This is a genomic window from Pseudomonas sp. IT-P12 (assembly GCF_949767465.1).
Classification (GTDB): Bacteria; Pseudomonadota; Gammaproteobacteria; order Pseudomonadales; family Pseudomonadaceae; genus Aquipseudomonas.
This window is the reverse complement of the sequence record NZ_CATKPY010000022.1, coordinates 287,876-300,481: the sequence shown is the minus strand read 5'-3', so window position 1 is coordinate 300,481 and position 12,606 is coordinate 287,876. Positions and strand designations below refer to the sequence as shown.

At 63.5% G+C, this 12,606-nt stretch carries 12 protein-coding genes; 3 read left to right on the top strand and 9 right to left on the bottom strand.

Translation table 11 applies throughout. The features are described 5' to 3' along the window. The 3 genes from ACM6IM_RS16090 to ACM6IM_RS16080 form a co-directional block, all read right to left on the bottom strand. Complete coding sequence (locus tag ACM6IM_RS16090) at positions 1-324, bottom strand: NIPSNAP family protein (RefSeq protein WP_414865684.1); 324 nt, start codon at positions 322-324, stop codon at positions 1-3. Between the two features lie 80 nt (positions 325-404). Beyond that, on the bottom strand, positions 405-638 hold the full coding sequence (locus tag ACM6IM_RS16085) for a hypothetical protein (RefSeq protein ID WP_192304117.1): 234 nt from the start codon (positions 636-638) through the stop codon (positions 405-407). A gap of 70 nt (positions 639-708) precedes the next feature. Next, positions 709-2,409 (bottom strand): amidase, encoded by a 1,701-nt coding sequence (locus ACM6IM_RS16080; RefSeq protein ID WP_414865683.1) that lies wholly within the window; start codon positions 2,407-2,409, stop codon positions 709-711. Between the two features lie 173 nt (positions 2,410-2,582). Between ACM6IM_RS16080 and ACM6IM_RS16075 the strand changes: the two genes are divergently transcribed. After that, a complete protein-coding gene (locus ACM6IM_RS16075) occupies positions 2,583-2,918 on the top strand; it encodes a hypothetical protein (RefSeq protein ID WP_192304113.1) in 336 nt (111 codons plus the stop codon). Positions 2,919-3,076: 158 nt separating this feature from the next. On the opposite strand, the gene ACM6IM_RS16070 is transcribed toward ACM6IM_RS16075, so the two are convergent. The 4 genes from ACM6IM_RS16070 to ACM6IM_RS16055 all read right to left on the bottom strand — a co-directional run bounded on the left by ACM6IM_RS16070 (position 3,077) and on the right by ACM6IM_RS16055 (position 8,675). Then, positions 3,077-4,633, bottom strand: coding sequence for an amino acid permease (locus ACM6IM_RS16070; RefSeq protein WP_201190619.1), 1,557 nt, complete (start codon positions 4,631-4,633; stop codon positions 3,077-3,079). Positions 4,634-4,738: 105 nt separating this feature from the next. After that, positions 4,739-5,899, bottom strand: a complete 1,161-nt coding sequence (locus ACM6IM_RS16065) for an iron-containing alcohol dehydrogenase (protein ID WP_201190617.1) — start codon at positions 5,897-5,899, stop codon at positions 4,739-4,741. Positions 5,900-5,902: 3 nt separating this feature from the next. After that, positions 5,903-7,294, bottom strand: a complete 1,392-nt coding sequence (locus ACM6IM_RS16060) for an aldehyde dehydrogenase family protein (protein WP_414865682.1) — start codon at positions 7,292-7,294, stop codon at positions 5,903-5,905. A 7-nt stretch (positions 7,295-7,301) separates the two neighbouring features. Further along, positions 7,302-8,675 (bottom strand): glutamine synthetase family protein, encoded by a 1,374-nt coding sequence (locus ACM6IM_RS16055; protein WP_192304105.1) that lies wholly within the window; start codon positions 8,673-8,675, stop codon positions 7,302-7,304. Positions 8,676-8,940: 265 nt separating this feature from the next. Here ACM6IM_RS16055 and ACM6IM_RS16050 point away from each other — a divergent pair, with 265 nt between their 5' ends. After that, positions 8,941-9,330, top strand: a complete 390-nt coding sequence (locus ACM6IM_RS16050; RefSeq protein WP_192304865.1) for a c-type cytochrome — start codon at positions 8,941-8,943, stop codon at positions 9,328-9,330. Between the two features lie 15 nt (positions 9,331-9,345). Here the strand turns inward: ACM6IM_RS16050 and ACM6IM_RS16045 are convergent, their stop codons facing one another. After that, on the bottom strand, positions 9,346-9,915 hold the full coding sequence (locus tag ACM6IM_RS16045; RefSeq protein WP_414865681.1) for a chorismate mutase: 570 nt from the start codon (positions 9,913-9,915) through the stop codon (positions 9,346-9,348). A gap of 399 nt (positions 9,916-10,314) precedes the next feature. Here ACM6IM_RS16045 and ACM6IM_RS16040 point away from each other — a divergent pair, with 399 nt between their 5' ends. After that, the gene (locus ACM6IM_RS16040; RefSeq protein WP_414865680.1) at positions 10,315-11,985 is read left to right on the top strand and encodes an MFS transporter; all 1,671 of its coding nucleotides are present in this window, start codon (positions 10,315-10,317) and stop codon (positions 11,983-11,985) included. Positions 11,986-12,123: 138 nt separating this feature from the next. Here the strand turns inward: ACM6IM_RS16040 and ACM6IM_RS16035 are convergent, their stop codons facing one another. Continuing rightward, positions 12,124-12,603, bottom strand: a complete 480-nt coding sequence (locus tag ACM6IM_RS16035) for a phage infection protein (RefSeq protein ID WP_414865679.1) — start codon at positions 12,601-12,603, stop codon at positions 12,124-12,126. Positions 12,604-12,606 lie beyond the last annotated feature (3 nt).

Sequence of the window (12,606 nt, the reverse complement as noted above, 5' to 3'; positions counted from 1 at the left end):
TCAGCCTGGCTGTGCCTGAGCACCGAATACCGGCCTGAAAAAACTGCGCTCGTAGCTGAGGATGCAGCGGGTTTCTTCAGCGTACTTGAAGGCGGCGATGCACTCGGGATCTTTCATGGAGTCCTGGCGATAGTGTTCGTAAGCCGCAAGGCTGGGAAAGCTGAACATGGCCAGGGCGATATTGCTGGCGCCTTCGGACGGCAGGAAATAGCCGTGGTGCTGGCCGCCGAATTTTTCGACCAAGGGAATCCAGAGCTTCCCATAATGTTCGAAGGCTTCGATCTGATAAGGGTCCAGCACATATTTCAGGTAGCAGGTGATCATGTTCTTTTTTACCTCCATGGAAGTGGGTTTGCCCCCTGTAGGAGCGAGCTTGCTCCTACAGGGGGTTCGGTGCTGCTCGGTCAGTTGCCATCAGCCACCTTGCGCTCGATCTCGTCGGTCTTGCGTTTCAGTTCTTCGGCGTCCTGTTCCTGGGTGCGGGTCGAGGACGGCGTGATGACCTTGTCCACGCCTTCGGTGTCGCTGTCCGGATCGCGCAGATCCCTTTCCACCACATTCACCGGCTTGCCCGACGAGTCGGTCGGTGGCGCGTTTGGAGCGGGCTGCGGGTTACGGGTGTGGTCTTTCTCGTTCATGTCTCAGTCCTCCGTTGGCCTATCCATTGGATGCGCCCGGCCAACGGCAAGTTCGAGTTTTTTTGCCGGTTTACAACGGCGGGGTGCGTGGCGGAATCATCCGTTTGCTGCCGGTCGCTTCGAAGGCCGAGGCGAAGCGCAGCAACGCCGAATCGTCATAGGCACGCCCGGCAAACGTCAGCCCGACCGGCATGCCGATGTCCGCCATGACGCCCATCGGCACCGTGACGGTCGGCACGCCGAGGTGGCGGATGGCGAGGTTACCGTTGGCGACCCAGACACCGTTGCTCCAGGCGATGTCGGCGCTGGCCGGGTCGACATCGGCATTGGCCGGGGCCACGTCGGCCACCGTCGGGAACAGCACCGCGTCGAGCCCCAGCCGGTCCATCCAGTCCTCGAGGTCGATGCGGCGGGTCTGTTCGAGCCCGCGCAGTCCATCGGCAACGGTGCTGATCTGGTCCCATGGCGTGATACCACGCTCGGCCATGCGCACGTATTCGTCCATGCCGGCGACCAGATCGCCTTCGCGGTTGGGCAGGGTTCCGGGGTCGTGGGGGAAAATCTGCGGGCCGTCGACGTCCACCAGGCGGTTGAGCTTCGGGTCGCCGTTGGCCCGCAGGAAATCATCGAACGCCCAGGCCGTCAGGTCCCACAACTCGTGATGCAGGAACTCCTTGGAGACCAGGCCCCGGGTGAACACGGTCGGGGCACCCGGACGGTCGCCCTCGCAATTGGAGACCAGCGGGAAGTCCACTTCGACCACTTCGGCGCCGGCGGCCTCCAGGGCATTGCGCGCCGCTTCCCAGAGCGCGATCACCGAGGGGCGGGTGTGGATGCGTTGCCCGGTCGGGCCGCCGATGCCCGGTGCCTCACTGGTGCCGGCTTCCGGGTCGGCGTTGATGAACATGCGTGGCACACCGAGGCGTTTGCCGACCAGGGCATCGGCCTTCACCGCCAGTTCGGTGTAGGTGGCGGGGCGCACCGAGGCGACACTCGGAATCGGCACCCAGGGTTGCAGGCGCCACAGGTCGCCACGGGTGTCGGGGTCTTCGGCGACGACCACATCGAGCACTTCCAGCAGGTCGGCCATGGTCCGGGCGAACGGTACGACCACGTCCATGGTCGGTGTCAGCGGCCAGTTGCCGCGCACCGAAATCACACCCCGGGAAGGCGTATAGGCGCACAGGCCATTGTTGGACGCCGGGCCGCGACCGCTCGACCAGGTTTCCTCCGCCAGGCCGAACGCTGCGAAACTGGCGGCGGTGGCGGTGCCGGCACCGTTGGAGGAGCCGGAGGCGAAGGGGGCGGTGAGGTAATCGGCGTTGTAGGGGCTTTCCGCGCGACCATAGACGCCGCGCTGCATCCCGCCGTTCGCCATCGGTGGCATGTTGGTCTTGCCCAGGCAGATCGCCCCGGCCGCGCGCAGGCGCTCGATGGTAAAGGCATCGCGGTAGGCGATCAGGTTGGCAAAGGCCGGGCTGCCGGAGGCGGCGGTCAGGCCCTTGACCAGGTAACTGTCTTTGGCCGTGTAGGGAATGCCGTCGAGCGGGCCCATTGTCCGGCCCTGTGCCCGGCGGGCATCGGAGGCTCGCGCTTCCTCGAGCGCCTCGGGGTTGCGCACCACGACCGCGTTGAGGGCCGTCGGTGTATCGGCGCCGTCATAGGCGTCCACGCGGGCGAGATAGGCCTCGACCAGTTCCACTGCCGTGGTCTGGCCGGACTCGAGCGCCGCGCGCAGTTCGGCAATGGAAACCTCGGTGACCTCGATCATGCTGTACCGCCGTCTATCGATAATGAATGGGATGCGCCGCATGGTAAGCCGAATGAAGGAGTGCTGCCAGATCGTGAGCAAGGGTTTCGCCTGATACTCATCGACAAGCAGTTGGGGTAAGGTGTGCGCCGCTCGAGAGATGGATCCCGGGCGTTTACCTATGGAGTGACACAGTGAATTACCTCAGCAAAGTGCTTGCCGTTTCCCTCTTCGGCGTGGTTCTGGCCGGCTGCACCGGCACCGCGATGAAGACTCAGCAATACGACGCCAGCCAATACACCGTCGTTGGCCACAGCGAAGCCAGCGCCACCGGCCTGATGCTCTTCGGCTTCATCCCGATCCGCCAGAACAGCCGCTTCGTCCGCGCACAGGACGCGGCGATCAAGGCCAAGGGCGGCGACGCACTGATCAACACCCAGGTCCAGGAAAGCTGGTTCTGGGCCTGGGTCCTCAACGGCTACACCACCAAGGTGTCCGGTGACGTGATCAAGCTGAAAAACGTTCAGTGAGTGAACGCTGGGTGAGTACGCAATCCGGTTGGTCGGGTCCGTAGCGGATCGATTCGACGGTTTGCCCGCCCCACGAAAAAGGCCCCGCCGGCTCGCACCGTCGGGGCCTTTATCGTGGCGTTGATCGTAGGAGCGAGCAGGCGCGCTCCCACGATGAATCAACCGCGCTTGTCCAGCGCCGCCTCGGCCGCTGCAATATCGGCCTGGCGCTTGACGATCAGGTCGCCCGTCGGCGGCCCCTGGAAGCGCCGCGCCTCGAAGCCGAACCAGACGATGGCCGTCAGCACCAGGAAACCGATGGTGATGTACAGAGCCCAGTCGTTGGGAGGCTGGATGCCGATGACGAAGATCACCACCATCGACACGATCGAGAGCAGGGAAAACAGCGTGTACAGCCCGCGTCCCATGTTCCACGGCCCCATGGTCGGCCACTTCGCGGTGCCGTAGGCGAACAGGCCCAGCACGATGGGAATGATGAACGAGAAGAACAGGAAGATCACCGTGCACGAGACCACGATGGTGTAGACCGGTGTCTCGCCGATGGAGATCACCGACGAGCCCCAGTCGAACAGCACCGCCAGGGTGGCGCCGGTCCAGATCGCCGCCACCGGGCTGCGAAAGGTCGGGGACACCGAGGCCAGCGCTTTCGAGCAGGGCAGGCCGCCGTCACGGGAGAACGCGAAAATCATGCGCGACACCGACGTCACGGTCGCCAGCCCGCAGAGAAATTGCGAAACGAAAATGGCCACGTACAGGGCGAACTTGACGCTGGGATTGACCTGGGTGTCCATCGCCCAGAAGAACACGTTCCAGCCCTGTTTGGCCGCTTCGTCCATGCTCGGCAGCATCAGTACGAACGAGCTGAGCATCACCCAGCCGAACAGCAACGACCAGATCACCGACATGACCATGCCTCGGGGCACCGACATCGCGGCATTGCGGGTTTCTTCGGAGGTGTGGGCCGAGGCGTCGTAGCCGGTGATGGTGTAGATCGGCAGCAGCAGGCCGAGCATGAACACCCAGCTGTTGGAGACCTCTGGCCAGACGCTGCCGCCCGCTGCGCCAGAGTAGTTGCCGAACGTCCATAACCGCACGAATTCATAGCTGGGCGCCGAGATCAGGCAGACGATGGTCAGTGCCAGCGCCGTGGCGAAAATCAGGTAGCCCGAGAAGTCGGTGAGCTTTGCGGTGAGGCCGATCCCCAGATGGTTGCACAGGGCCTGGATGCCGGTGAGGATCGCCAGGAAAATCACCCTGACCGTGGTCGTGTCCTCCATGCCCAGGGCCGGGCCGAAGGCGCCGAAGAAGAAGTAGTAGGTGCCGACGTTGATGGCGCCGAGCACGGTGACCAGTCCCAACAGGTTGAACCAGGCCGTCAGCCAGCCGGTGAAGCGGTTACCCAGGATCGAACCCCAGTGATAAAGGCCGCCGGCAGTGGGGTAGGCCGAGGAAATCTGCGCCATCGCCAGGGCGAACACGCCGGAGATCAGGCAGCCGATGGGCCAGCCGATGCCAATCGATGCCCCCCCGGCACCCGAGGTGCCCTGGGCCAGTGAGTTGATGCCACCGGAGAGGATACAGATGATGGAAAAGGATATCGCGAAGTTGGAGAAAACCCCCATCCGTCGCGAGAGTTGCTGGGCGTAGCCCATGCTGTGCAGCGCCTTGACGTCCTCGTCGTGCGTCTCGGCGCCAGGCTGGCTTGTCGGGTTCATGCGGTGTACCCCTTCAGGTTTTGAACAATCCATTGGCGTCTGCGCAATGGGCTGGCCTTCAACACCTTGTCGTACTGCTCCTTTACAACCGTTACTGCTCTGGATCTACACGCGGCCGTGATAAGCCGCGGCAAAAATGCGCGTGGCGCCGTCCTTGGTCAGCGGCAGCGGATTGCCGCCGGCCGAGGGGTCGACAATCGCCATGTCCGCGATCAGGTCCACCTGGCGGTCATCCACGCCCAGCGCCTGCAGCGTATGGGGAACGCCGATGTCTTCGCGCAGCTTGAGGACGAAATCCAGGAAACTGTCGAAGCCCGGGGAGGGCAGGCCCAGATAGGCGGCGAGGCGGGTGATGCGCTCCTCGATGGCCGCGCGATTGAATTGCAGGACATAGGGCATGAACGTGGCATTGGTCATGCCATGGTGGGTGTCGTACAGCGCCCCCACCGGGTGCGATAACGCGTGCATGCCGCCCAGGCCTTTCTGGAACGCGGTGGCGCCCATCGCGGCGGCGGCGAGCATTTGCGCCCGGGCCTCGAGGTCCGTGGGCGTGTGCACGGCGCGTTGCAGGGCACTGGCGACCAGGCGCATGCCTTCCACGGCAATGCCGTCGGCCAGCGGATGAAAACCGGGGGCGCAATACGCTTCCAGGCAGTGGGAGAGTGCGTCCATACCGGTGCCGGCGGTGATTTTCGCCGGCATGCCGACGGTGAGCTCAGGGTCGCTGATCACCACCCGTGGCATCATTTTCGGGTGGAAGATGATGCGTTTGGTGTGGCTGCTTTCATCGATGATCACCGCCGCGCGGCCGACTTCGGAGCCGGTGCCTGCGGTGGTCGGCACCGCAATGACCGGGGCGATGCGGTCTGCGTCGGCGCGGGTCCAGTAGTCGCCAATGTCTTCGAAATCCCACACCGGTCGGGTCTGACCGCTCATGAAGGCGATGAGCTTGCCCATGTCCAGCCCGCTGCCCCCGCCAAACGCGACAACGCCATCGTGCTGGCCGCTGTTCCAGGCATCGAGCCCGCCGGCGAGGTTGGCTTGCACCGGGTTGGGCTTGAGGTCGCAAAACAGCGCCGCACCCAGGCCGGCGGCGAGCATGGACTGCAGCGCGGCGGTGGTGATCGGCGCCTGGGCCAGCCCTTTGTCGGTCACCAGCAGCGGGCGCTGGATGCCCTGGCTGCGACAGGCGTCAGCCAGCTCGGCAATACGTCCGGCACCGAAGCGTACGCTGGTGGGATAGTTCCAGTTTCCAGTCAGGTTCATGGCCTACACCTCGTGACGCAGATGAAAGGATTTGGCCCGGGTCAGGTGCTCGTAGCCCAGGCGCGACAGGGTGGCGCCGCGCCCGCTGTGTTTGACCCCGGTCCAGGCCAGCGCCGGGTCCAGGTAGTCGCAGCGGTTCATGAACAGGGTGCCGGTGGCGATCTCGTCGCCCAGGCGTTCTGCGGTGGCCAGATCCTGGGTCCAGATCGACGCGCTGAGGCCGAATTCGCTGTCGTTCATCAAGCCAATGGCTTCGTCGTCACCGGCCACCGGCATGATGCCGATCACCGGGCCGAAGCTTTCGTCGCGCATCACCGACATCCGGTGATCCACGTCCACCAGCACCTGCGGCGCCAGGTAGGCGCTGCCCGGCACATCGGCGGGAAAATCCCTGGCGTCGATCAACGCCCTGGCGCCCTGGGCCAGCGCGGCGGCGATCTGCCCACGGACAAAATCGGCGGCGTCGGGCGACACCAGCGGGCCCAGCGTGGTGGCTTCCTCCAGCGGATTGCCCAACACGTATTGGCGGGTCAGGGCCACGAAGCGCTCGACGAACGCCGGGTAAAGGCGCTGGTCGACGTAAATGCGTTCGATGGCGCAGCAGCTTTGTCCGGAATTGAAAAAGCTGCCATCGACCAGGTTCTCCACCGCGTGCTCAAGGTTGGCGTCGGCACGCACGTAGGCCGGGTCCTTGCCGCCGAGCTCCAGGCCCATGCCGATGAAGCGACCCGTGGCGGCGGCCTCCATGGCTTGGCCGGCCTGCACCGAACCGGTGAAATTCACCTGCTGCACTCGGCCCGAGGCGATGATACCGGCGGTTTGCGCATGGCTGAGCAGCAGGTTGTGGAACAGCCCTTCAGGCAGGTTCGCCTGGCGAAAGGCCTCGGCAAAACGCTCGCCCACCAGCAGGGTTTGCGAGGCATGTTTGAGGATCACGCTGTTGCCGGCCATCAGCGCCGGGATGATCGTATTGACCGCCGTCAGGTAGGGGTAATTCCACGGGGCGACTACCAGTACAGTGCCCAGCGGCTCGCGTTTGATGTAACGACGAAAGCCGGCGACGGGCTCGGGCTCCACCGCTGCCAGCGCTTGCGGCGCAATCGCGATCATGTGCCGTGCCCGCTCGGCAAAGCCACGCAGCTCGCCGGCGCCATAACGCACCGGGCGGCCCATCTGCCAGGCCAGCTCAGGGACTATCTGCGCCTGCATCGACAGCAGCCTGTCGACAGCGGCGCTGCACAACGTTGCGCGTTCGCTCAAGGGGCGGCGCTGCCAGGCCGCCTGGGCGGTTTGCGCGGCGGCGAGCGCCTGCTCGACCTGTGACGCATCGGCACACTCGCGCTCGACATAGACCCGGCCATCCACCGGGGAAATGAGCTCAATCTTCGCAGTCATGGTGATCTCAATAGCGCTCGAAGCCGCGCTGCAGTTCCCAATCGGTGACACGCCGGTCGTACTCTTTCTGCTCCCATTCGGCGGTGTGCACGTAGTGCTCCACCACGTCATCGCCGAACGCTTCGCGCAACATGCTCGAGCCCTTGAGCGCGGAGCAGGCCTCGCGCAAGGTTTTCGAGACTTCCGGCGAGCGCTCATCGGCGTAGGCGTCCCCTTCGAACGGCGCCGCGAGTTCGAGCTTTTCGTCGACCCCGGCCAGGCCCGCGGCGATCAGCGCGGCGAAAGCCAGGTAGGGGTTGAGGTCGGCGCCGCCGATGCGGCACTCGATGCGGATGGATTTGCTTTCTTCGGCACACAGGCGAAAGCCGGCGGTGCGATTGTCGCGGCTCCACACCGCCCGTGTCGGCGCGAAGGTGCCTGCCTGAAAGCGCTTGTAGGAGTTGATGTAGGGCGCGAGAAAACAGGTGATGTCGTTGGCGTACTTGAGCTGTCCGGCGACCCACGAACGCATCAGTTTCGACATGCCGAACTCGGCTTTGGCGTCGTAGAACAGCGGCTTCTTGCCGTTCTTGTCCCACAGCGAATTATGGATATGGCTGCTGGAACCGGCGGCGTCATAGCGCCATTTGGCCATGAACGTGATCGCCTTGCCCTGTAGATCGGCGATCTCCTTGCACGCGTGCTTGATGATGACGTGGTGGTCGGCCATGGTCATCGCATCGGCGTAGCGGATGTTGATCTCTTCCTGGCCCGGCCCCCATTCGCCCTTGGAGTTTTCCACCGGGATGCCCGAGGCCTGCAGGTGCTTGCGGATTGCCCGCAGCACGGGCTCCTCGCGGGTGGTCTGCAGGATGTTGTAATCCTCGATGTAATGGCCGGCGGTTTTCGGTTGCCGGTAGTTGCGCTGGTGGATCTGTTCGTAACTCTCGTCAAACAGGTAGAACTCCAGTTCCGAGGCGAACATGCCGGTGTAACCCCGTTCGCGCAGGCGTTCGACCTGGCGTTTGAGGATCGCCCGCGGGCTGTGTGGCAGGTCCTTGCGATGGTGGTGATCGAGCACGTCGCACAGCACCAGCGCCGTGCATTCCAGCCACGGCACCCGGCGCAGGGTGGCCATGTCCGGCTTGAGCACGAAATCGCCATAGCCCTTGCTCCAGCTCGCGGCGGCGTAACCGGGCACCGGCTCCATGTCGATGTCGTCGGCCAGCAGGTAGTTGCAGCAGTGGGTTTCCTGGTAGCCGCTGTCGATGAAAAATTCGACCTGGAAGCGCTTGCCCACCAGGCGTCCCTGCATGTCGACCATGCAGACCAGAACGGTATCGATTTCACCAGCGGCGGCAGCGCGCTTGAGCGCGTCAAAACTGAGGAGGGGCTCGGTCATCACGTCATTCCTGCGTGAACAAGTTGGGCCTGTCTGAGGTAGCTGTTGCAGACGCTCTCCAGAAAAACCACAACCCTGCAGAAGCGAGCATCGTGAGCAATAAGCTGCTCACAGCTTAGCCTGATTTTGCATGACGCAAGTTTTGATGAGCGAAAGTGGCCGCAGTCGCGGGACCGCCAACCCGTTCGACGTCGGTGTCATTCTGGCGCAAACTGACGCGCCTTCGTGATCCGTGACGTTCAAACTTTCTACGCTGGAACCCTGCCTGATGAAAACCGCTGTCCTCACCTTGATCCTGGCGCTCAACGCCGGTTTGCTCGCGCCACTGGCCCACGCGGCCGGCGATGCCGAAGCCGGGGCGAAACTGTTCCCGCGGATTTGCGGGGGCTGCCATCAGGTCGGGGAGTCGGCGCGGGCGTCTTTTGGTCCGCAGCTCAACAACCTTTTCGGCCGCCCTTCGGCAGGCACCACGGATTACCAGTATTCCGACGCGATGAAATCCGCCGGGCTGGTCTGGACCCGTGAAACGCTCACCGCGTACCTCGAGGCGCCGAAGAAAGTCGTGCCGGGCACCCGGATGATTTTCTGGGGGCTCAGCGATCCGCAGAAAATCGAGGATGTGCTGGCGTACCTGCAGACGTTCCAGGCGCCATAGACCGGCCTGCCTGGGTCAGTTGACGACGCACAAGTCCCCGGTGGCGCGGATCAACCCCTGGCCATGCAGACCATCCTTGATCAGGGCGGACCGCCCCTTGGCCAGCCACTGGGCGCAATTGGGGTCGGTGCGATAGGGCGCAAACTCGGCGAACGCCTGCAACAGGCGCTTTTGCAGTTCATCCAGATGCGGCCGCACTTCCTTTTCGAGGTCGGGGCGCGGCAAGTCGGGCGCCTTGCCCGCCGCCTGCCACTGCGCAAGCAACCCATACTGCACCAGTTTGCTGGCCTCGATCTGCGCGGCGATCAACTCGGCGACCTCGTCCGGATCGAGTTGACGGCTCAGCGCCTGCTTTCTCGCGTTGGCGATGACCTGCGCTTCCCGGGCACTGTCCTGGATCGGTCTACGGCTGTCCCATTTGCTCAGCGCCACCTGGTCGCCCATGTACAGGCGTTCGTTCATGGTCGCCAGCAGCGGCTGCAAACTGGCGGGCGGCGGCGCGGAGGCATCGGCCTGGGCGCCGCTGGCGATGAGGCACGAAAGGGCGCAGAGCAGCAGGTGCGGCAGGCGAAGGGGTGTGTACATGAGCAAGCCTCAGGGTGCAGGACAAGCTGCTATGTATCACAAGTTCAGCGCCGAGATTAAGAGCTGGATGATTCAACTATAGGAGCGAGCCTGTTCGCGAGGGTCAACGGTGACGCTGGTTGCCTGGCGCACTGCGTTGCGGGTGCGTTCTTCGTCGGAACGCCGCCCGGAGCAGGCTCGCTGCGACAATGAGCAGGGCGATGTATCAATATCCATGATGGCGAGTGGATATCTGCGCGAAGCTGATTATGCTTCAGGAAACCTCGCCGTGATGTGAGGCGAGGCTGTACCCCTGCTTTGCGTGTTCCGTAATCCGATGACTTCAGCCCCAGGGCCCGGGTGCGACAGTGGTAATGAAGGTGCTCCGGCCTGACACAAGAAAAAACACGGAGAAGACTCATGGCCGCAATCGACACCACCACGGGCAACTCGCCCAACCACGGGATCACCAGGGAAGAGCGCAAGGTAATTTTCGCCTCGTCCCTGGGCACTGTGTTCGAATGGTACGACTTCTACCTTTACGGTTCCCTCGCCGCGATCATCGCCAAGCACTTCTTCGCCGGCGTCAACGAAACCACGGCCTTCATCTTCGCCTTGCTCGCGTTCGCGGCGGGGTTTGCCGTGCGGCCTTTCGGCGCCATTGTGTTCGGTCGCCTGGGTGACATGATCGGGCGCAAGCACACCTTCCTCATCACCATCGTCATCATGGGCATTTCCACCGCCATCGTCGGGTTTCTGCCCGGCTACGCGACCATCGGTGTCGCAGCGCCGATCATCCTGATTACCCTGCGGCTGTTGCAGGGCCTGGCACTGGGCGGTGAATACGGCGGGGCGGCGACCTATGTGGCCGAACATGCGCCGAAAAATCGCCGCGGCTTTTTCACTTCATGGATTCAAACCACCGCGACCCTCGGCCTGTTCCTGTCGCTGCTGGTGATCCTTGCCTGCCGGACGATCCTTGGCACCGAAGCCTTCGAAGCCTGGGGCTGGCGGATTCCGTTCCTGCTGTCGATTCTGCTGCTGATCATCTCGGTGTACATCCGCCTGCAACTCAGCGAGTCGCCGGTGTTCCTGAAAATGAAGGCCGAGGGCAAGGCGTCCAAGGCGCCATTGACGGAGTCCTTCGCGCGCTGGGACAACCTGAAAATCGTGATCATGGCGCTGCTCGGCGGCACGGCCGGCCAGGCCGTCGTCTGGTACACAGGGCAGTTCTATGCACTGTTCTTCCTGCTGCAAACGCTCAAGATCGACCCGCAGACAGCCAACTTGCTGATTGCCGGCTCGCTGCTGATCGGTACGCCGTTTTTCGTGATCTTCGGCAGCCTCTCCGACCGCATCGGGCGCAAGGGCATCATCATGGCCGGGTGCATTCTGGCGGCCGTGACCTACTTTCCGATCTTCCACGCGCTGACCCAGTACGGTAACCCCGATGTGTTCACCGCCCAGGCGAAAAACCCGGTGACGGTGGTCGCCGATCCTGACCAGTGCGCGTTCCAGTTCGACCCGGTGGGCAAGGCCAAATTCACCACGTCCTGCGACCTGGCGAAGACCGTGCTGGCCAAGCGGGCCATTCCCTACACCAATGAAAAGGCCGCACCGGGCACCGTGACGCAGATCCGGATCGGCAACCAGGTGGTCGAGAGCTTCGAAGGCACCGGCATGCCGGCCGCCGAATTCAAGACCCGCAACGACGCCTTTACCGCCACCCTCGGCACGGCCCTGAAGGATGCCGGTTATCCGGAGAAGGCCGACCCGGCCAAGACCAACTACCCGATGGTGCTGTTGCTGCTGACCATCCTGGTGATCTACGTGACCATGGTCTACGGTCCGATCGCCGCGTGGCTGGTGGAACTGTTCCCGGCGCGCATCCGCTACACCTCGATGTCGCTGCCGTATCACATCGGCAATGGCTGGTTCGGCGGCTTCCTGCCGACCGTGGCATTCGCCATGGTTGCGGCCACGGGGGATATCTATTACGGGCTGTGGTATCCGATTGTCATCGCAGTGATGACGGCCGTTCTCGGCATTTTCTTCATGCCGGAAACCAAGGATCGGGATATTCATCACTGACAGACCCGTGGGAGCGTGACCGGCTTGCCGGCGATGGACGCCCGGAGCCTGCTCGCTCCCACAGGTAACCCCTTGCACACGAAAAAGCCCGGCTGATCAGGCCGGGCTTTTTGTTGGGTATTGCGCTGGAGCGAGGCTTCATACGGCGCGGCTTTCGATCAGACGGTCGGAACCACCTTCGGCGACGCGACGTTCGATCAGACGGTCGGAACCACCTTCGGCGACGCGACGTTCGATCAGACGATCCGAACCACCTTCGGCGACGCGACGTTCGATCAGACGATCCGAACCACCTTCGGCGACGCGGCGTTCGATCAGACGATCCGAACCACCTTCGGCGACGCGGCGTTCGATCAGACGATCCGAACCACCTTCGGCGACGCGACGTTCGATCATACGATCCGAACCGCCTTCGGCAACGCGACGTTCGATCAGACGATCCGAACCACCTTCGGCTACACGGCGTTCGATCAGACGGTCCGAACCACCTTCGGCTACACGGCGTTCGATCAGGCGATCAGAGCCGCCTTCGGCGATCATGGTGCGCGGTGGTTTGGCGGCGAAGGCGTTAGCGGCGAGTACCGAGAGAACGATGCTGAGGATGATTTGGCGTTTCATGGT

What these genes read in the sequence shown, in the direction of transcription:
- ACM6IM_RS16090 (WP_414865684.1), bottom strand. Translation starts at nt 324, where the DNA reads ATGATCACCTGCTACCTGAAATATGTGCTGGACCCTTATCAGATCGAA.
- ACM6IM_RS16085 (WP_192304117.1), bottom strand. Translation starts at nt 638, where the DNA reads ATGAACGAGAAAGACCACACCCGTAACCCGCAGCCCGCTCCAAACGCG.
- ACM6IM_RS16080 (WP_414865683.1), bottom strand. Translation starts at nt 2,409, where the DNA reads ATGATCGAGGTCACCGAGGTTTCCATTGCCGAACTGCGCGCGGCGCTC.
- ACM6IM_RS16070 (WP_201190619.1), bottom strand. Translation starts at nt 4,633, where the DNA reads ATGAACCCGACAAGCCAGCCTGGCGCCGAGACGCACGACGAGGACGTC.
- ACM6IM_RS16065 (WP_201190617.1), bottom strand. Translation starts at nt 5,899, where the DNA reads ATGAACCTGACTGGAAACTGGAACTATCCCACCAGCGTACGCTTCGGT.
- ACM6IM_RS16060 (WP_414865682.1), bottom strand. Translation starts at nt 7,294, where the DNA reads ATGACTGCGAAGATTGAGCTCATTTCCCCGGTGGATGGCCGGGTCTAT.
- ACM6IM_RS16055 (WP_192304105.1), bottom strand. Translation starts at nt 8,675, where the DNA reads ATGACCGAGCCCCTCCTCAGTTTTGACGCGCTCAAGCGCGCTGCCGCC.
- ACM6IM_RS16045 (WP_414865681.1), bottom strand. Translation starts at nt 9,915, where the DNA reads ATGTACACACCCCTTCGCCTGCCGCACCTGCTGCTCTGCGCCCTTTCG.
- ACM6IM_RS16040 (WP_414865680.1), top strand. Translation starts at nt 10,315, where the DNA reads ATGGCCGCAATCGACACCACCACGGGCAACTCGCCCAACCACGGGATC.
- ACM6IM_RS16035 (WP_414865679.1), bottom strand. Translation starts at nt 12,603, where the DNA reads ATGAAACGCCAAATCATCCTCAGCATCGTTCTCTCGGTACTCGCCGCT.